Origin of the sequence: Paenibacillus sp. V4I9, assembly GCF_030817295.1 — a bacterium.
In the GTDB taxonomy this organism is placed as follows: domain Bacteria; phylum Bacillota; class Bacilli; order Paenibacillales; family NBRC-103111; genus Paenibacillus_E.
The window spans coordinates 7,419,402-7,438,073 of sequence record NZ_JAUSZE010000001.1; the positions used below are offsets into that span (position 1 = coordinate 7,419,402).

At 40.5% G+C, this 18,672-nt stretch carries 19 protein-coding genes; 7 read left to right on the top strand and 12 right to left on the bottom strand.

What is annotated here, in order from left to right:
• The first annotated feature begins 38 nt into the window (after positions 1–38).
• Complete coding sequence (gene yyaC, locus QFZ81_RS34185; protein ID WP_307436859.1) at positions 39–662, top strand: spore protease YyaC; 624 nt, start codon at positions 39–41, stop codon at positions 660–662.
• Here the strand turns inward: yyaC and QFZ81_RS34190 are convergent.
• From QFZ81_RS34190 to rpmH, 12 genes are all read right to left on the bottom strand, one after another.
• Positions 637–1,128, bottom strand: coding sequence for a DUF4446 family protein (locus tag QFZ81_RS34190; RefSeq protein WP_307436857.1), 492 nt, complete (start codon positions 1,126–1,128; stop codon positions 637–639). The two genes, yyaC and QFZ81_RS34190, sit on opposite strands and share 26 nt — an antisense overlap.
• A 15-nt stretch (positions 1,129–1,143) precedes the next feature.
• Positions 1,144–2,304 (bottom strand): aminotransferase class V-fold PLP-dependent enzyme, encoded by a 1,161-nt coding sequence (locus QFZ81_RS34195; protein ID WP_307436855.1) that lies wholly within the window; start codon positions 2,302–2,304, stop codon positions 1,144–1,146.
• A gap of 173 nt (positions 2,305–2,477) precedes the next feature.
• Positions 2,478–3,350: a ParB/RepB/Spo0J family partition protein gene (locus QFZ81_RS34200; protein ID WP_307436852.1), complete on the bottom strand. Its 873-nt coding sequence runs from the start codon at positions 3,348–3,350 to the stop codon at positions 2,478–2,480.
• Positions 3,347–4,105 carry a ParA family protein gene (locus tag QFZ81_RS34205; RefSeq protein ID WP_047684031.1) on the bottom strand — a complete coding sequence of 253 codons (759 nt, stop codon included), beginning with the start codon at positions 4,103–4,105 and terminating at the stop codon, positions 3,347–3,349. The genes QFZ81_RS34200 and QFZ81_RS34205 overlap by 4 nt, the downstream gene beginning before the upstream one ends.
• 162 nt (positions 4,106–4,267) lie before the next feature.
• On the bottom strand, positions 4,268–5,083 hold the full coding sequence (gene noc / locus QFZ81_RS34210; protein ID WP_307606310.1) for a nucleoid occlusion protein: 816 nt from the start codon (positions 5,081–5,083) through the stop codon (positions 4,268–4,270).
• Between the two features lie 340 nt (positions 5,084–5,423).
• Complete coding sequence (gene rsmG / locus QFZ81_RS34215) at positions 5,424–6,152, bottom strand: 16S rRNA (guanine(527)-N(7))-methyltransferase RsmG (RefSeq protein WP_307436845.1); 729 nt, start codon at positions 6,150–6,152, stop codon at positions 5,424–5,426.
• Positions 6,153–6,155: 3 nt separating this feature from the next.
• A complete protein-coding gene (gene mnmG / locus QFZ81_RS34220) occupies positions 6,156–8,051 on the bottom strand; it encodes a tRNA uridine-5-carboxymethylaminomethyl(34) synthesis enzyme MnmG (protein ID WP_307606313.1) in 1,896 nt (631 codons plus the stop codon).
• A gap of 46 nt (positions 8,052–8,097) precedes the next feature.
• Positions 8,098–9,474, bottom strand: a complete 1,377-nt coding sequence (gene mnmE, locus QFZ81_RS34225; protein WP_307606315.1) for a tRNA uridine-5-carboxymethylaminomethyl(34) synthesis GTPase MnmE — start codon at positions 9,472–9,474, stop codon at positions 8,098–8,100.
• Positions 9,475–9,545: 71 nt separating this feature from the next.
• The gene (jag, locus tag QFZ81_RS34230; RefSeq protein ID WP_171690525.1) at positions 9,546–10,163 is read right to left on the bottom strand and encodes an RNA-binding cell elongation regulator Jag/EloR; all 618 of its coding nucleotides are present in this window, start codon (positions 10,161–10,163) and stop codon (positions 9,546–9,548) included.
• Positions 10,160–10,927, bottom strand: coding sequence for a membrane protein insertase YidC (gene yidC / locus QFZ81_RS34235; protein WP_373462563.1), 768 nt, complete (start codon positions 10,925–10,927; stop codon positions 10,160–10,162). The genes jag and yidC overlap by 4 nt, the downstream gene beginning before the upstream one ends.
• A 71-nt stretch (positions 10,928–10,998) precedes the next feature.
• Complete coding sequence (gene rnpA, locus QFZ81_RS34240; RefSeq protein ID WP_307436834.1) at positions 10,999–11,358, bottom strand: ribonuclease P protein component; 360 nt, start codon at positions 11,356–11,358, stop codon at positions 10,999–11,001.
• Positions 11,359–11,504: 146 nt separating this feature from the next.
• Entirely contained in the window at positions 11,505–11,639 is a 135-nt protein-coding gene (gene rpmH, locus QFZ81_RS34245) for a 50S ribosomal protein L34 (protein WP_029196162.1), read from the bottom strand.
• Positions 11,640–12,271: 632 nt separating this feature from the next.
• On the opposite strand from rpmH, the gene dnaA reads away from it, so the two are divergent.
• The 6 genes from dnaA (at position 12,272) to gyrB (ending at position 18,656) form a co-directional block, all read left to right on the top strand.
• Positions 12,272–13,636 carry a chromosomal replication initiator protein DnaA gene (dnaA, locus tag QFZ81_RS34250; protein ID WP_307436824.1) on the top strand — a complete coding sequence of 455 codons (1,365 nt, stop codon included), beginning with the start codon at positions 12,272–12,274 and terminating at the stop codon, positions 13,634–13,636.
• A 179-nt stretch (positions 13,637–13,815) separates the two neighbouring features.
• Complete coding sequence (dnaN, locus tag QFZ81_RS34255; protein WP_060645524.1) at positions 13,816–14,958, top strand: DNA polymerase III subunit beta; 1,143 nt, start codon at positions 13,816–13,818, stop codon at positions 14,956–14,958.
• Between the two features lie 12 nt (positions 14,959–14,970).
• A complete protein-coding gene (gene yaaA, locus QFZ81_RS34260) occupies positions 14,971–15,186 on the top strand; it encodes a S4 domain-containing protein YaaA (protein WP_047684005.1) in 216 nt (71 codons plus the stop codon).
• Positions 15,187–15,214: 28 nt separating this feature from the next.
• Entirely contained in the window at positions 15,215–16,333 is a 1,119-nt protein-coding gene (gene recF, locus QFZ81_RS34265) for a DNA replication/repair protein RecF (protein WP_307436818.1), read from the top strand.
• Between the two features lie 5 nt (positions 16,334–16,338).
• Positions 16,339–16,587 carry an extracellular matrix regulator RemB gene (gene remB, locus QFZ81_RS34270; protein WP_047683999.1) on the top strand — a complete coding sequence of 83 codons (249 nt, stop codon included), beginning with the start codon at positions 16,339–16,341 and terminating at the stop codon, positions 16,585–16,587.
• Between the two features lie 152 nt (positions 16,588–16,739).
• Positions 16,740–18,656 carry a DNA topoisomerase (ATP-hydrolyzing) subunit B gene (gene gyrB, locus QFZ81_RS34275; protein ID WP_307436812.1) on the top strand — a complete coding sequence of 639 codons (1,917 nt, stop codon included), beginning with the start codon at positions 16,740–16,742 and terminating at the stop codon, positions 18,654–18,656.
• Positions 18,657–18,672 lie beyond the last annotated feature (16 nt).

Below are 18,672 nucleotides of genomic sequence, written 5' to 3' on the forward strand. Positions count from 1 at the left end.
ATACTAGTAAAAAAAATAGTAACATTTGGAGGGATACGATGAAATTCCAATTTGGTTTCGATGGAGTGAAAAATACGGTTCTAGAACCACTGAAGATTCAACATACAGATGCTGATACCCCTTTTCTTCTCTCAAAGCATTTACACACCATCTTTAGCAAACTACCAACCTATCAACCTATCGTTGTCATATGTGTAGGAACCGATCGTTCTACTGGAGATTCCTTAGGACCACTAGTTGGCTCTCATTTGAATCGAACAACCAACCTCCGCAACCTCCATCTTTTCGGCACTTTAGATGAGCCTGTCCATGCCATGAATTTAGCTGAAACCGTGGATAAAGTCCATAACCAGTTTCAAAACCCCTTCATCGTTGCCATCGATGCTTGCCTTGGTCAAGTATCTAGCGTCGGTTGCATTCAAGTTGCAGATGGACCTCTTAAACCGGGCGCTGGTGTTAATAAAGATTTGCCCCCAGTTGGTGACATCCATGTTACCGGAATTGTAAATGTCGGTGGATTTATGGAGTATTTCGTCCTTCAGAACACGCGGCTTAGCTTAGTCATGAATATGGCCAATATCATTGGTGATGCTCTTCATTCTGCTTTGCGCCGCACACAATCTTATACCCCTAATGCTACGGCTGCTTTAAAGTTTGATTAATCGCTTCTTTTTCTTCAGGGCTTAGCGTATAGCTTGATTGTGCATTCTGAATTGGCTTAGCATACAAATACATCTGCTCGCGACTATGTATACCCGTCAGAATGACCCCATCTTGATAATCATCCAATATAGCAATAGTAAAGCTTAAATCACTTCCACCTTCATTGAAGGCATTATAGCGATGGATCGCGATTTTTGACTTCGTCTTCATCAATGCTTTTTGAATTGTTTCAACCCTGGCTGAAGTCGCTATTGATTCGGCCTTTTGCTCATTTAATCCTTTTTGCATATCAATAATGAGCTGTTCCATATTCTCTGCTTGTGACCCGTTCATCATTTGTGAATATTGTTTACGCAAGGAAGCTAATTTAATGGATACAATTAATATGAAAATAAATAGCACAACGATTAATGCGAAACAAGTTAATACAATGACCCCAGCATCAAGGCCAAACAGTTCCCCCATGATTTATCCCTCTTTCTACTTCGCATACTGCGTTTGAATCTCTTTTACAGCATCAATCAAGGCTTCGACTTCATGATCCGTTGTGAAATAACCAATACTCGCTCTTACTGCACCTTTAGCTAAAGTTCCCGCAGCTTCATGGGCAAGTGGTGTACAATGATAGCCTGAACGAACGGCTATCTGAAAGGATTGATCCAGGATAAAGGCCACTTCCGATGAATCCGCATCGTTGATATTAAAGGAAACAATTCCTGTTTTATTTTGTCCAAGCGTTGGCCCAAGAACCGTGACTCCTTCAATTCCCAGCAAACCTTCCATCAGGAGTTGAGTTTGGCGCCACTCTTTCTCATGAATCTTTTCTACAGTTTCAGCCCAGACAAATTTCACACCTTCATTTAGTCCCGCAATTCCAACTGTATTTTGCGTCCCAGCTTCATAACGATCTGGTCGCACGGTGGGTTGGTGTATGGCCTCCGATTGACTCCCTGTGCCTCCGTGTAATAGTGGCTCTAAATCAAGGTCCGGATGAATGTATAAACCACCTGTTCCCTGAGGCCCCAAGAGCCCCTTGTGGCCCGGAAATGCCAGCATATCAATATTCATACTCACTACATCAATAGGCAGTATACCGGCACTCTGAGCCGCGTCTACGAGCAGCCTAACGCCTTGATTACGGCAGATGTCTCCCATTTCACCTACTGGCATAATTGTCCCCAACAGATTTGAACTATGATTGACAACGACCAGTGTTGTATTGGGTTGAAATGCTTTCTTCAATTCATCTAATCGAATATTACCTTGTTCATCGCTAGGAATATACGTAAGTTCAACCTGAGCCGAGGCCTTCAAATATTCAAGAGGTCTACGCACGGAGTTATGCTCGATATTGGTGCATATTACGTGGTCTCCAGCTTTTACGAAGCCTTTGATCGCTTGATTCAGTGCATGGGTTGTATTTAGTGCAAACGATATATCATTAGGATTTCTAATCCCGAATAAACGCGCCGTATTTTTCCGTGTCTCAAATAATACTCTACTGGCTTTCACTGCCATCTGATGACTGCCTCTGCCTGGATTTGCTGCGAACTCCTGCATACATTGCATCATGGCATCCATAACAGCAGGTGGTTTTGGCCATGAAGATGCCGCTTGATCAAAATACATAACACCCGTCATTTTGTCACCTCTCTCACATGGATATACGGTTCAACCCGTCCTTAAAGTCGAGCTGGTTTGTAAGGTTGGTACGAAGCACGTTAAGTTGTAAACTTACTCATCAACTCATAAATATAGCATACCTTAGTTTGATCTTTCAGTTCGAAAGAAAACCATCGGTATGCTATCTAATTTTAAGAAATTTTACCTTGAAGTAATTCTAGTAGACGGTTTAAATCGTCTTTGGAATAGTAGAGAAGTTCAATCTTACCTTTATCCTGCTGATTTTTAATTTTCACCGTCGTGCGGTAAATATCTCTCAACTGATCTTCAGCTTGATTAATGTATGGATCTCTATTCTTTTCTTTTTGCTTACTTCTTTCTTTTTCTTGCCCTGGTGTCTCTTCCAACGTTTTCACAGCTTCTTCAAGCTCACGTACACTCCATTGTTTACTAATGGTTGTTTCTGCGAGTTCTTTTTTCACCTTATCGTCCTTCACACCCACAATAGCTCTAGCATGTCCCATTGATAATGTTCCACGTGAAACATATTGTTTAATGGAATCAGGCAGTTGCAGCAATCTCAGAAAGTTAGCAATATGCGATCTACTCTTTCCAACCTTTGCAGAAAGCTCTTCTTGCGTGAGAGAAAACTGATCAATGATACCTTGATAAGCAAAAGCAATTTCCATCGCATTGAGATCTTCACGCTGTACATTTTCAATCAAAGCGATTTCCATTACTTGCTGATCCGAGAAGTTTCTTTCAACAGCCGGTATCGTCGGCATCCCTGATACTTGAGAAGCACGGAATCTCCGCTCACCAGCGATAATCTCAAAACCTTTAAGAACTTTACGAACGATGATCGGTTGAATAACACCGTGTTCTTTGATTGAATCAGCTAATTCTCTAATGCTATCTTCATTGAAATTCTTTCTAGGTTGATAAGGGTTTGCTCTCAATTGAGATAATGGAATTTGGATAACTTTATCACTATCATCGATATGTAAAGAAGTAATTAAAGCATCCAATCCCTTACCTAAACCTTTAGAAAGGCCTTTGGTCATACAGAGATCACTTCCTTCGCAAGCTCTAAATACACTTCCGCGCCTTTTGATCTAGGATCATACGTAATAATGGATTGTCCATGACTGGGTGCTTCACTTAAGCGAACATTTCTTGGAATAATCGTTTGGTATACTTTCGTTTGGAAGTATTTCTTAACTTCTTCAATAACCTGTATACCAAGGTTAGTTCTTGCATCGAACATAGTCAACAAAACGCCTTCAATTTGAAGCCCTGTATTGAGATGCTTTTGAACTAAACGAACTGTATTGAGCAGCTGGCTTAATCCTTCAAGCGCGTAGTATTCACATTGAATTGGGATAATGACAGAATCGGCAGCAGTTAATGAGTTAATGGTTAGAAGGCCTAGTGACGGAGGACAATCAATAAGGATGTAATCATATAAATGTTTCACTAACTGGAGGGATTTCTTTAATCGTACTTCCCTTGAAATCGTCGGAACAAGTTCTATTTCAGCTCCTGCTAACTGAATCGTTGCAGGTACTATTTTGAGATTTGGAACGTTGGTTTCAACCGTTGCATCTTTGGGGTGAACATCATTAATTAGTACATCATAGATACAATTAACAACATCCGCTTTGTTTACACCGATGCCACTTGTTGTGTTGCCTTGTGGGTCGATGTCAACGAGAAGCACCCTTTTCCCTAATGATGCTAGGGAAGCACCTAAATTCACAGAAGTTGTCGTCTTACCGACGCCACCCTTCTGATTTGTTATTGCAATTATTTTAGACAAAACCATTTCACCTCAATCGCTTATGTTCCAAATGCCATACTAAAGCAGTATTACTATCTTAACATATCTATGGGCGAGTTACCTTATCAATATTTGATAGTTTATGTCCATAAGATGCAAAAAAAACGGCTTGCGCCGTTTAAGGTAGCAATAAATGCCTTATTATCGTTTAGGAATCTTAATTATAATTTCGTAATGATCATCATGATCTTGCTCAGACGTATTAATATTTAAACCAGAACTCGAAACCATTTCAACGGATTGACGAATTGTATTTAAAGCTAACCGAACATCTTTCGAAAAAGAGACGCGTCGAGATTTCTTGATTTTAGTTGCTTCCTTCAAGAAATTAATTTTTATTTCTGTTTGCTTTACATTCAACTCTTTGGCGATGATTTCTTCAAGCACTTTAACTTGCAGTTCTTCTTGATCAAGCGCCAACAATGCTCTGGCATGACGTTCCGTAATTTTACGTTCCATTAATGCCATCTTAACAGGTTCGCTTAAATGTAATAACCGGATTTTATTTGCAATCGTCGATTGGCTTTTACCGAGACGCTGCGCTAAGCTTTCCTGCGTTAAATCATGCATCTCTATTAATTGTTGGTAAGCAGCAGCCTCTTCTATTGAGGTAAGTCCTTCGCGCTGAAGATTTTCAATAAGAGCAATAGATGCTGCTTGAGAATCATTGAAATCACGTACAATCGCAGGGATTGTATCGAGACCCAACTTTTTAACAGCCCTTAAACGTCGTTCACCGGCAATTAACTCGAACGTGTTGTTTTTAACTCTGACAACGATGGGCTGAATGATGCCATGAGTTCGAATTGTTTGCATGAGTTCATCAATTCGATCATCATCAAACAACAACCTTGGCTGATAGGGACTTGGAATAATACTATTAACCGATATGTTCTTGACCTCGTCAGTCGTTGATCGATCTGATAGGCCAAATAGCTTTGAAATTTGTTCTTTCATAGGAAAACTTACCACCAACTCTTCCCGTAGTTTAAGCGACCAAAATGATCCAGAGATAGACGACCTCTTCGTCCTACACAAGGATAAACGACACCTTCGTCCTTAACGGACGAATGCGTTTGTCAAGGTTGATGCGAAGCAAAAATATATACTTATACTTATACTTTCTTTTCAACGAACGAAAACATTTTGCCAATATTACGTCGAAGTAATACAAGTGCAATCTCTTAAAATTGCTTATCTATTGGGTTAAATTCACTCTATTATTAATTCAACATAGAGTCCCTATTTCCTTCTATTTGACACTCGAATCCATGTAAATGTTTCACGTGGAACAAATTCACAATTTGACTAAAGGCTCTTTCAGTGGGATACCTGCTTTTCTAGGATACTTAGCGGGAGTCGATGCTAGTTTATGAATCTCTACAAAATGCCGGATCGATCCCTCAATCGGTAGCTGCATACGATTCACCTTGACTACCTTCCCTCTTAACTCTGCTAAACTGAATGAAGCCTCACTTAGTTCCTCATCAATCTCTGAACCTTTCATTGCAATGAACGTTCCACCCTTCTTAACAAAAGGAAGACAAAATTCATTTAAAACCTGCAATCGTGCAACAGCTCTAGCTGTAACCAAATCAAATTGATCCCGATACTTAGGTAATCTAGCAATGTCTTCTGCTCTACCATGAACACATTCGGTATCCGTAAGCCCAAGTTGCGTAACTAACTCTCTTAAAAACAAGATGCGTTTATTCAAAGAATCAACGATCGTAATTTTAAGATGTGGAAAAGCAATTTTCAAAGGAATACTCGGAAATCCAGCTCCAGAGCCAATATCAGCAACGGATGATACTTGTCCTATATGATAATTAAAAGAAACAGAAAGAGAATCATAGAAATGTTTCAAGTAAACCTGATCTCTCTCTGTAATACCCGTTAAATTCATTTTCTCGTTCCACTCAACAAGAGTCTTGTAATACAACTCAAATTGATCAAGCTGTAATGTAGAAAGAGTAATTTGTTGTTTTTCTAATAATTGAACAAATTGTTGTTGAATATCATCCATGAATTAACCTCTAGCCGCAATGACTCTGTTGTAGTGTTCCAAATAAACAAGCAGGATTGAAATATCCGAAGGTGTAACGCCACCGATACGAGATGCTTGACCAATAGATATCGGTCGAATTTTAGCTAACTTCTGCTTAGCTTCCGTCGCAATTCCGTGTATTTCGCTATACTCGATGTCATCAGGAATCTTCTTCTTTTCCATCTTGCGCAAACGTTCAACTTGATTGCTTTGTTTTTCGATGTAACCAGCATATTTCACTTGAATCCCTACTTGTTCTTTCATTTCATCGTCAAGCTCAAGTGGAGAAGGAGTCATTTGTTCAATATGCTTATATTCAATCTCAGGACGACGAAGTAACGAAATAGCTGGCACAGAATTGTTCAACTGCACACTTTCCAGACTTTCTAGTAATTCCTGCACATGAGGTTCTGGTTTCACCTTAACGTTAGTCAGACGTTCAATTTCTTGATCAATCAAAGCCTTCTTATTTAAAAATGCTGCGAATCGTTCGTCTGAAATTAGCCCAATTTCGTGACCAATTGGTGTTAGTCTTAGATCAGCATTATCATGACGAAGAAGCAAACGATACTCTGCGCGAGATGTTAATAAACGATAAGGTTCATTCGTACCCTTCGTTACAAGATCATCAATTAAAACGCCGATATACCCTTCCGATCTATCCAGAATGATAGCTTCTTTCTCTTGAACTTTACGAGCCGCATTAATCCCAGCCATAATCCCTTGACCAGCAGCTTCCTCGTATCCCGATGTTCCATTAATTTGTCCAGCAGTGAATAATCCACTTACCAATTTCGCCTCCAATGAAGGTTTCAACTGAGTAGGAACTACCGCATCATATTCAATGGCATAACCGGTACGCATCATTTCCACTTTCTCTAAACCAGGGATTGAACGCAGTATGCCCAATTGTACATCTTCCGGCATGCTTGTTGATAACCCTTGAACATAATATTCCGAAGTATTACGTCCCTCTGGCTCTAGAAAGATTTGATGCTTAGGTTTATCAGCGAATCGAACTATTTTATCCTCAATGGATGGGCAATACCTTGGACCTGTTCCTTCAATAGCCCCCGAGAACATCGGAGCACGATGTAAATTAGAATTAATAATGTTGTGCGTTTCCTCAGACGTGTACGTTAACCAACATGGCAGCTGCTCATTACCACCAACCTCAGCTTTTGTCTCAAATGAGAAAAATTTAGGTTCATCATCACCCGGTTGAATTTCCGTTTTGCTAAAATCAATTGTATCCTTGTGAACGCGCGGCGGTGTCCCTGTTTTGAACCGAACAAGATCAAAACCGAGTTTACGCAAGGATTCCGATAATTTAACAGAAGGCTGCTGATTATTTGGTCCGCTCTCATACATCAGTTCGCCCATAATAACTTTCCCTCTTAAATAAGTCCCCGTCGTTAATACAATTGCTTTAGAGTAATATTCAGCGCCTGTTTTAGTGATAACGCCCTTACATACGCCACCTTCAACAATGAGCTCTTCGGCCATACCTTGACGTAACGTCAAGTTTGGAGTCGCTTCAATTGTTTCTTTCATTTTATGTTGATACGCAAATTTGTCCGCTTGTGCGCGCAGCGCATGTACCGCGGGGCCTTTCCCTGTATTCAACATCCGCATTTGAATAAACGTTTTGTCGATGTTACGACCCATTTCGCCACCAAGCGCGTCAATTTCACGAACAACGTGGCCCTTCGCAGGACCACCAATAGATGGATTGCAAGGCATGAATGCGACCATGTCTAAATTAATCGTTAATAAAAGCGTATTACAACCCATGCGTGCTGAGGCCAGTGCAGATTCACAACCTGCGTGTCCGGCGCCGATGACAATAACATCATAATCACCTGCATGATATCCCATAATAAACGTCCCTCCCTCTTTTATGAAAACGCAAATGCTGTCGTTTTCATTTTCCTAAGCAAAATTGTGTAAATATTTGATCGATCAATGATTCTCCGACTGAATCGCCAATAATCTCTCCAAGCTGCTCCCAAGCTGCTCGAATATCAATTTGTATCATATCAATAGGAACATATTGTTCATTAGCATCAAGTGCATCTTGTAACGAGCGTTTAGCTTGTTTCAACAGCGAAATATGACGAACATTACTAACATACGTCAAATCGCTTGATTCTAGTTTACCCTCAAAGAAAATTGCCGCGATCGCTTTTTCCAAATCTTCAATACCTTTATTCTCAATCAGTGATAACTCAACAATACGTTCCTGTGGAAAATAACTTAGTACTTGTTCGACATTCAGCTTTCTAGCTAAATCCGTCTTATTCAAAATAACAATCGTTTGCTTATCAGCTAATTGTTTCATCAGCGCAATTTCGTCGAATTCAAGCTCTTCATTACTGTTGAGCACTAACAAAATAAGATCTGCTTCAGCTAAAGCAGTCTTCGAACGCTCAACTCCGATTTGTTCGACAAGATCTGACGTTTCCCTAATGCCCGCAGTATCCAGCAGCTTTAAAGGAATACCGCCAATATTCACGAATTCCTCAATAACATCCCTTGTTGTACCTGGAATATCCGTAACAATTGCACGATTCTCCTGCGCTAATTCGTTGAGAAGCGATGATTTACCGACATTCGGCTTACCTACAATGGCCGTTTCAATACCTTCTCGCAATATCTTCCCTTGCTCCGCGGTTATCAAAAGACGGTCAATTTCAAGCATTACCGTATCACACTTGCTCTTTATGAAAGTGTTCGTCATTTCTTCTACGTCATGCTCCGGATAATCAATATTCACTTCCACGTGAGCCATCAATTCCACTAATACATGCCGTAAATGCTTGATTTGCTTTGACAAATTTCCTTCAACTTGCTTCAAAGCTACCTTGAAAGCCCTATCCGATTTGGCCCGGATTAAATCGATCACCGCTTCAGCCTGAGTCAGATCAATCCGACCATTCAAGAATGCTCGCTTCGTGAACTCACCGGGTTCAGCTAACCGAACTCCCTGCTGCAGCAATAGATCAAGCACTTTCTTCACAGAGACAATGCCCCCGTGACAACTGACCTCCACGACATCTTCCATCGTAAATGAACGCGGAGCTTTCATTAACGTAACTAGAACCTCCTCTACCTTTTGGGCAGAAGCAGGTTCTATTATGAATCCATAATGTACCGTATGCGTCTCAGCAACAGATAATTTCGTTTTAGAGCGAAAAATACGTTCCACGAGTGGAACAGCTTCGTCTCCGCTCACACGAATAACCGCTATCCCACCCTCACCAAGCGGTGTAGAAATAGCAGCAATCGTATCATTTAACATAATATTTACACCTCGAATTTACCTCATCTTAAAGAAAAAGCAATGACATGATCAAAGTCATTGCGGTAGCTTTATTTGACAGCGATAACCACCCTACGGTTCGGTTCTTCGCCTTTACTGTATGTTTTTACAACTGGATGTCCCTGTAACTCAGCATGAATAATCTTTCGTTCCTGAGAATTCATGGGTTCAAGAATCACTTCTTTTTTGGACTTAATTACACGATTGGCGAGCCTAACTGCGAGCTCCTCCAATGTCTTCTTACGTCTATCCCTGAAATTTTCCGCATCTAGGATAATACGAAAATGAGAATTCGCATACCGGTTTGCAACGATATTCACCAAATACTGCAAAGCATCCAGTGTTTGTCCTCTTTTACCGATCAGAATACCTAATTCAGAGCCACTCATATTCAAAATGTAGCCTTCACGATCTTTACGCGTATCTATGGTGATGGAAATCTGCATCGCTGCGAACATATCTTGTAAGAAAGCAATGGCTTCCTCAAGTGGATCTGGAATCAATTCAAGCTCTACTTTAGCTTCTTTGGTACCAATAAATCCGAACCACCCTCGAGAGGGTTGCTCCAAAATATGAATGTTTACACGATCCTCGGAAACTTGCCATTGAGATAAACCGGATTTAACCGCTAGCTCAATAGTCTTTCCAGTCACCACAATTTTTTTCATTTGGACAGGCCACCCTTATTTTTTTGCCCCGACTTTTGCGATGCAGGAGAACCATAAATAAAGTAAGACTGAATGATTGTGAAAATGTTACCGTAAATCCAGTAAAGCGGAAGAGCAGCTGCGAAATTCATGGACATCACGAAAATCATAACTGGGAAAATATATAATAAGCTTTTCATTTGTTGATTCATTTGGGAAGACATAAACATTTGTTGAACGAAAGTTGTTGCCGCGGCAATCAGTGGAAGAATGTACAGGTGATCCGGTTGTCCAAGATTCATCCATAGGAAAGTATGTTCACGGATGTGATCATTACGCATAATCGCTTGATAAAGAGCAATTAGAATTGGCATTTGAACAATGATTGGGAAACATCCTGCTAATGGATTCACACCATTTTGCTGAAACAGCTTCATGGTTTCTTCCTGCTGTTTCTTCGCATCATCTTTATACTTTTCTTTGAGCTTCTTCATCTCTGGCTGTAGATCCTGCATCCGTTTGGAACTTTTGTACTGCTTAAGTGTAAGCGGCAAAATAATTAAACGAATGATCAAGGTAACGACCAAGATGGATAATCCGTATTGACCCCATAAATGATCAGCGAACCAGTCCAGCGTTCTGGAAAGCGGGTACACAAAATATTTAACAAAAAAACCTGCGGTATTCGGATCAATAGGTGCCATAGCTGCACTTGACGGACTACATCCGGACAGTAATAAGATCAACGCAGAGAGTGAAGCTAGCATATAAATTCGACGAGTCAAAATGAGATCCTCCTAAATATCTTTTCCATCATAAACTATAACACATCTTCAGCCCGCAAGGAAATATTACGTTACTTTTTAATGACATCATTTCTTTTTAATAAAGAAGCCTTGCGAATCACATGCCAGATACTTTTCTCCATCTCGGCATAGTCCATTTCAACCACTGGTTTTCTAGCCAATAAGATGTAGTCATAGTGTGGCGTCATATTCTCTTTTTTCAAACGGATAATTTCCTTCATCATTCGTCTGAGCCGGTTTCGAACGACAGCATTGCCTACCTTTTTACTCACAGACACGCCAAGACGAAACTGTTCCAATTTAGGTTGGGGCAAATAATATAGAACGAATTGATGATTGGCCATCGACTTCCCATACCGATATACCTTATTGAAGTCTTCTCTTTTAGCTAATCTATATACTTTTTCCACAATTATGTACGCTCCAGACAAATGACTCCGTGATTAAGTTAAGTTCAATACAATATTAGTTAGCTTATATAGTTTTAACAGAATTATCCCCATATAAACCAATCCCTCAAAATGCAAAAAAAAAAGCCCCTTCCGGAGCCTCATTTTTACGCGCTAAGAATTTTTCTTCCTTTAAGACGACGAGCTTGCAGAACTTTACGACCGTTCTTCGTGCTCATTCTTTTACGGAAACCATGATTCTTCTTACGCTTTCTCGTATTCGGGTTAAACGTCGGACCCATCTATAGCACCTCCCTACCTGAGGATATCCATCCTACAAAATTTCTACTACTCATTAAATCATTTCCACAGCAGAAAGTCAACCTACCTGAGTGTACAGGTGAAGAAGACATTTCCTCAGTAAAAAATAAAAAAAGAATAACCTGTGTATAAAATTTTACTCCCCAACAGAGAAGCTTGTCGAAAATTAACATAATATCAACAATATCTTGTGTTGTGAACAAAATCTATGCACAACTTGTTGTAAATGTGGATAATATCAAACAATCCGTTGATTAACAAGTAATCTTTTGATAAGATGATAATGTTTCTGTTGTGGATAGACACCACTAACCCTCCGACTTATCAACAACCTGTGGATAACATTGTGAACAATTTTCCCTCTACAAGAATAAGTCATTTCAACCGATCCTTAATAATGTGGATAAAATCGACAAAAATCGTCCTTTCTTGACCGCATCAGACATATAAGGTTCTTTTCGTTGTTAACCGAGTAAGCTATATACAGATTTCGATTAAGCCATCGTGTAAAGTGAATTGCTTATTTTCGAGATTTAACAATAAAGCTTTATAAACCGAACATATCTTTACTGGCCTTTATGCCACATGTTTGATTTCAAAGGAGTGAATTACTGTGGAAGGCCATTCTACGGACTTATGGCAGCAAATTTTAACGATTATTCAAACTAAGCTCAGTAAACCAAGCTTCGACACTTGGCTTAAATCAACCAAAGCGACAGTATTCAATGATTCAACTGTCGTTATTTGTGCGCCCAACAATTTTGCCCAGGAATGGCTCGAAAGCCGTTATACCAAGCTTATTGAAGGAACCATTTATGACTTTACGGGTAAACAAGTTTCTGTGAAATTTATCATTGAAACGGAAGATCAGAAATCTCAGTCTACAGCGGTTCAGCCAGCTGTTTTCCCACCTAAAGGTCCTGCGATTGTTACAGGTGAAGAAAATTTCACCAATATGATGAATGCTAGGTATACCTTTGATACGTTCGTTATCGGATCCGGCAATCGATTCGCTCATGCTGCATCCTTGGCTGTTGCCGAGGCACCAGCTAAAGCTTATAATCCCCTCTTTCTTTATGGAGGAGTTGGTTTAGGTAAGACCCATTTAATGCATGCCATTGGCCATTATGTGTTAGAACATAACCCTGGGGCACGTGTTTTATATATTTCATCAGAAAAGTTTACGAATGAATTTATTAATGCGGTTCGTGATAACCGCGGTGAAGGATTTCGTAATAAATATAGAACGATCGATGTACTTTTGATTGATGATATTCAATTCCTCGCTGGTAAAGAAGGTACGCAGGAGGAGTTTTTCCATACATTTAACGCGCTTCATGAAGAAGGCAAACAAATTATTATCTCTAGTGACCGGCCGCCCAAAGAAATTCCAACCCTGGAAGATCGGTTACGCTCTAGATTTGAGTGGGGATTAATTACAGATATTCAGCCCCCTGATTTGGAAACACGCATCGCCATTCTCCGCAAGAAAGCGAAAGCAGAGAATCTGGAGATTCCGAATGAAGCGATGATCTATATCGCGAACCAAATCGATACGAATATTCGTGAGCTTGAAGGTGCTTTGATTCGAGTTGTTGCGTACTCATCCCTTATTAATCAGGATATTAGTGTGCATCTAACAGCCGAAGCATTGAAAGATATTATTCCATCGAATCGACCACGGGTAATCACGATACAGGATATTCAGCAGCGGGTTGGAGAATTCTATGGTTTAAAGCTAGAGGATTTCAAAGCCCGTAAACGAACAAAAGCCGTCGCATTTCCTAGACAGGTCGCGATGTACCTGGCACGTGAGCTGACGGACTTCTCTTTGCCGAAAATCGGAGATAATTTTGGTGGCCGTGACCATACAACGGTTATCCATGCCCATGATAAAATATCACAACAATTAAAAGTAGATCAGGATCTTTACAAGATCGTTCATAATCTGACAGAACGCATCAAGAACCCCTCTTGATAACATTTAATTTTGGGTAAGCCTATGCACAATCTATTCACATGTGGATAGGCTTGATTTATATAAGGTTCATCCACATATCCACATATCCAGAGCCCCTACTGCTATTACTAATAAAGAATGTTATTATATAATGATTATGCTAACGCAATGAAAAAAAGAACCACAGGAGTGAAATCATGAAATTAACCATCCTAAAAGACCATTTAATTGAATCCATTGGTCACGTTTCCAAAGCCATATCCTCTCGTACAACAATACCTATCCTTACAGGGATCAAAATAGATGCAACCTTAAGCGGTGTAACCCTTACAGCAAGCGATACGGATATTTCCATTCAAAGCTTTACCCCTAGTGAAAATGACAAGATTAAAATTATTGAACTATTTCAAGCCGGTAGTGTCGTTCTTCCAGCCAAATTCTTCGTCGAAATTATTCGTAAGCTACCTGCACAATTAATCGAAATCGAAGTAAGAAATAACTTTCAAACCATTATTCGTTCTGGTTCTTCTGAGATTCAAATCATGGGGCTCGATCCCGATGAATACCCGCTTCTGCCCGAAATCGAAGAAAGTAAAATGCTGCGTTTGCCTAGCGATTTGCTGAAAACAATGATTAAGCAAACTTCTTATGCCGTATCAACGAATGAATCGACGCCTATTCTTACGGGTGTGCTCTGGAACATCTCAGGTGATAAATTGAAATTTATTGCTTGTGATCGTCATCGACTCGCAAGCAGAGAAGTAACGGTTGATAACGATAATGCCCATCAACTTCCGAACATTGTTATCGCAGGCCGAACTTTGAATGAATTAAGCAAAATTTTGCCTGATCAAAATTCCCTTATAGATATAGTTATTTCAGACAATCAGGTTTTATTCAAAATTCATTCGATTTTGTTCTATTCTCGCATTTTAGACGGAACCTACCCGGATACATCAAAGCTGATTCCGCAATCTTTTCAAACCGAAATGGTCGTACCAACCAAAGAATTGGCTGAAGCCATCGACCGTGCTTATTTACTTTCTAGAGAAGATAAAACGAACATTGTTAAAATGATGATGCTTGAAGACCAGACGATTGAGATTTCTTCAAGTTCTTCCGAGCTTGGAAAAGTAACTGAGCAAATTAACCTGCAGCATATTGCTGGTGAGTTACTCAAAATCTCTTTTAACTCCAAATATATGCTCGATGCGCTTAAAGTTCTTGATTCCGAGTTCATTCACATCGGATTTACTGGAGCTATGCAGCCAATCATCATGAAGCCTCAAGATTCCACAAACATTCTGCAGCTTATTTTGCCGTATCGAACAACGAATTAAGGAGTGCGCTATATGAAACAGATCCCCATAAATACGGACTATATTACACTTGGACAGTTTCTGAAATTATCGGACTGTATATCCACAGGTGGACAAGCCAAATTTTTTGTTGTGGATACAAAAATTGAAGTGAACGGACAAGCTGAAAATCGTAGAGGCCGGAAACTCGTGCCGCAAGATGTGGTAACCGTGGAGGGTTTCGGACAATTCGAAGTCGTTAGCTCCTGATCGGATTAACCCAGGAGGATGGCCACCCATGTTTTTGAACAGACTCGTACTCAGTCATTACAGAAATTACGACCAGATTGAGCTAACAACGGATAGCAATGTGAATATATTCGTTGGACCTAACGCCCAAGGTAAAACTAATTTGTTGGAATCAATCTATGTAATGGCCATGACGAAATCACATCGCACCCATCAGGATAAAGAATTAATTGGCTGGAACGGTGAGCAGACGCAGCTGCATGCGGAAATTCAGAAGCGATATGGCAGCTGTAAGCTGGATCTCTCCATTTCGACCAAAGGTAAAAAAGCGAAAATCAATGGCCTTGAACAAAAGAAGCTTAGTAACTTTATCGGTGCTTTGAACGTGGTCATGTTTGCACCGGAAGACTTAGAGATTGTCAAAGGAACTCCTGGTATTAGAAGGCGTTTCCTCGATATGGAGATTGGCCAAGTACAGCCCTCCTATCTGCATGATTTATCGCAATATCAGAAAATATTGGTGCAGCGGAATAATTATTTAAAGCAATCTTTTCCAGGAAAAACCGCGCCAGACGCGATGTTAGACATTTGGAATGAACAATTAGCACAGTATGGTGTTAAAATTATGAAAAAACGTCAAAGCTTTATTAAGAAGCTACAACAATGGGCGGAAACGATCCATAGAGGGATTACGAACGATAGTGAGGAGCTTCTTATTCGCTATTCCCCCTCTTTTGATATAACACCGTTTGAAGATGAATCTGTTTTATTAGACCAATTTATGATAAAGTTATCATTGGTTAGAGATCAGGAATTCCGAAGAGGTGTTACGCTAGTGGGCCCTCATCGTGACGATCTTCTTTTTTACATCAACGACAAAGAAGTCCAAACGTATGGATCACAGGGTCAGCAGCGAACAACAGCGTTATCACTTAAGCTTGCAGAAATAGAGCTTATTCATGAGGAAGTTGGCGAGTATCCCCTATTATTGCTGGATGATGTGCTATCCGAGCTTGATGAGTATAGACAAACACAGTTGATCCGCACGTTTCAGCAGAAAGTCCAAACTTTTATTACAACAACAGGTCTAGAGAGTGTCCATTTGGATCAACTGGATCATGCTTCCGTGTTTCATGTTTTGAAAGGAAATGTAAGCGGCAGGAGCTGAGGAGCATGTTTATTCATTTGGGTGGAGAGAAAATTATTAGAGCATCCGAACTGATTGCTATTTTCGATATCTCGATAGAGAAATCTTCCAAAATATCGAAACAATTCATACAGCAAGCTTTAAAAGATAAAAAAACAGAGCAAATCGGCGAAGAAGATTGCAAATCACTCGTTGTTACGAAGAGTAAAGTGTATTATTCTCCAATTTCCTCTACCACGCTCAAGAAAAGAGCGCATCAATTGTTAACGAATTAACCTTTTCTCCCCACATAAGAAAGCATAAGATTTCGGCATTTCGAAAGCAGCTTTCTTATTGGCGAATATACTGTCCTCTAAGCGCGGTCGCTCATTTTAGAATGACAACGATAGAGGTTTCTCTCACTAAAAAAAAGCAGGTGAAGAATAACATGTCTGTGAATCAAAATGCGTACGATGACAGTCAGATTCAGGTTCTGGAAGGTTTAGAGGCCGTTCGCAAAAGACCGGGTATGTATATTGGTTCAACCAGTGCCCGTGGACTTCATCATCTCGTATGGGAAGTTGTCGATAATAGTATCGATGAAGCTTTGGCCGGCTACTGTACAAAGATAGACGTCATCGTTCATAAGAATAATAGTGTTACCGTTATCGATAATGGCCGTGGAATCCCTGTCGGTGAAAATGCCAAGTTAAAAAGACCAACGCTCGAAGTTGTTCTAACGGTTCTTCATGCCGGTGGTAAGTTCGGTGGAGATGATTCCGGCTATAAAGTATCGGGTGGTCTGCACGGTGTAGGTATCTCTGTTGTAAATGCGTTGTCTGAGCTGCTGACGGTTCAAGTTAAGCGTGATGGCAAAATTCATGAACAAGAGTATCGCCGCGGAGCGCCGCAGTATGACGTGAAGGTCATTGGCGAAACCGAAGAAACAGGGACACAAGTTACGTTCCAACCGGATCCGGAGATTTTCAAGGAAACGACGGAGTATGACTATGACATTCTCCAATCTAGAATTCGCGAGCTCGCTTTCCTGAATAAAGGAATCGAAATTAATTTAATTGATGAGCGTACGGATACGATCAATACACATAGATACGAGGGTGGTATTGTTTCCTTCGTTCAGCATTTGAACCGTAACCGTGAAGTCGTCAATGAGATGCCAATCTATGTGGAAGGTTCCAAAGATAATATCTCCATTGAGATTGCCCTTCAGTACAACGATAGCTATACGGAAAATATTTACTCCTTCGCGAATAACATCAATACACATGAGGGTGGTACTCACGAGTCCGGTTTTAAAAGCGCGCTAACGCGGATCTTAAATGATTATGCCCGCAAAAGTAATTCGTTAAAAGAAAGTGACTCTAACCTATCGGGGGATGATGTGCGCGAAGGTCTTGCTGCCATTATTTCCGTGAAAATTCCAGAGCCTCAATTTGAGGGTCAAACGAAGACCAAACTAGGAAATAGTGAAGTCCGCGGTATTGTAGAATCTCTATTTGCTGAGAAGCTGCAGGAATTTATGGAAGAGAACCCTGCGATAGCCAAGAAGATTCTCGAAAAAGGGATTCAAGCGGCACGAGCTAGAGAAGCTGCGCGTAAAGCGAGAGAATTGACTCGTCGTAAAAGCGCATTGGAAGTAAGCGCGCTGCCAGGTAAACTAGCAGATTGCTCATCCAAGGATGCTTCTATTAGTGAGATCTACATCGTAGAAGGTGACTCTGCAGGCGGATCAGCTAAGCAAGGACGTGATCGTCACTTCCAAGCAATTCTTCCACTTCGCGGAAAAATTTTGAATGTAGAGAAAGCTAGATTAGATCGTATTCTATCCAATACGGAAATTCGTGCAATGATTACAGCTTTTGGTACTGGGATCAGTGACGATTTCGATATCGCTAAGGCACGTTATCACAAAATTATTATCATGACGGATGCCGACGTTGACGGAGCACACATTCGTACGCTTCTGCTTACTTTCTTCTACAGGTACATGAAAAAATTAATCGAAACCGGTTATGTGTATATTGCGCAACCTCCACTATTCAAGCTCGAAAGAAATAAAACGGTTCGCTATGCGTATAACGAAAAGCAAAGAGAAGCCATCATGCAGGAGTTCGGTGAAGGCGCCAAAGTCAATGTGCAGCGTTACAAAGGACTTGGCGAGATGAATCCAGAACAATTGTGGGAAACGACGATGGATCCGGAAAGCCGTACATTCCTGCAAGTGACGATCGAAGATGCGATTGAAGCTGATACGCTCTTTGATTCATTGATGGGAGATAACGTAGAACCTAGAAGAGATTTCATCGAGGAACATGCGAAGTACGTGAAAAATTTAGATATCTAAACGTCCTAGACGTTGC

What these genes read in the sequence shown, in the direction of transcription:
- mnmG (WP_307606313.1), bottom strand. Translation starts at nt 8,051, where the DNA reads ATGGGATATCATGCAGGTGATTATGATGTTATTGTCATCGGCGCCGGA.
- mnmE (WP_307606315.1), bottom strand. Translation starts at nt 9,474, where the DNA reads ATGTTAAATGATACGATTGCTGCTATTTCTACACCGCTTGGTGAGGGT.
- noc (WP_307606310.1), bottom strand. Translation starts at nt 5,083, where the DNA reads ATGAAAGAACAAATTTCAAAGCTATTTGGCCTATCAGATCGATCAACG.
- yaaA (WP_047684005.1), top strand. Translation starts at nt 14,971, where the DNA reads ATGAAACAGATCCCCATAAATACGGACTATATTACACTTGGACAGTTT.
- dnaN (WP_060645524.1), top strand. Translation starts at nt 13,816, where the DNA reads ATGAAATTAACCATCCTAAAAGACCATTTAATTGAATCCATTGGTCAC.
- jag (WP_171690525.1), bottom strand. Translation starts at nt 10,163, where the DNA reads ATGAAAAAAATTGTGGTGACTGGAAAGACTATTGAGCTAGCGGTTAAA.
- QFZ81_RS34190 (WP_307436857.1), bottom strand. Translation starts at nt 1,128, where the DNA reads ATGGGGGAACTGTTTGGCCTTGATGCTGGGGTCATTGTATTAACTTGT.
- gyrB (WP_307436812.1), top strand. Translation starts at nt 16,740, where the DNA reads ATGTCTGTGAATCAAAATGCGTACGATGACAGTCAGATTCAGGTTCTG.
- remB (WP_047683999.1), top strand. Translation starts at nt 16,339, where the DNA reads ATGTTTATTCATTTGGGTGGAGAGAAAATTATTAGAGCATCCGAACTG.
- rpmH (WP_029196162.1), bottom strand. Translation starts at nt 11,639, where the DNA reads ATGGGTCCGACGTTTAACCCGAATACGAGAAAGCGTAAGAAGAATCAT.
- QFZ81_RS34200 (WP_307436852.1), bottom strand. Translation starts at nt 3,350, where the DNA reads ATGACCAAAGGCCTTTCTAAAGGTTTAGGTAAGGGATTGGATGCTTTA.
- recF (WP_307436818.1), top strand. Translation starts at nt 15,215, where the DNA reads ATGTTTTTGAACAGACTCGTACTCAGTCATTACAGAAATTACGACCAG.
- yyaC (WP_307436859.1), top strand. Translation starts at nt 39, where the DNA reads ATGAAATTCCAATTTGGTTTCGATGGAGTGAAAAATACGGTTCTAGAA.
- QFZ81_RS34195 (WP_307436855.1), bottom strand. Translation starts at nt 2,304, where the DNA reads ATGACGGGTGTTATGTATTTTGATCAAGCGGCATCTTCATGGCCAAAA.
- rsmG (WP_307436845.1), bottom strand. Translation starts at nt 6,152, where the DNA reads ATGGATGATATTCAACAACAATTTGTTCAATTATTAGAAAAACAACAA.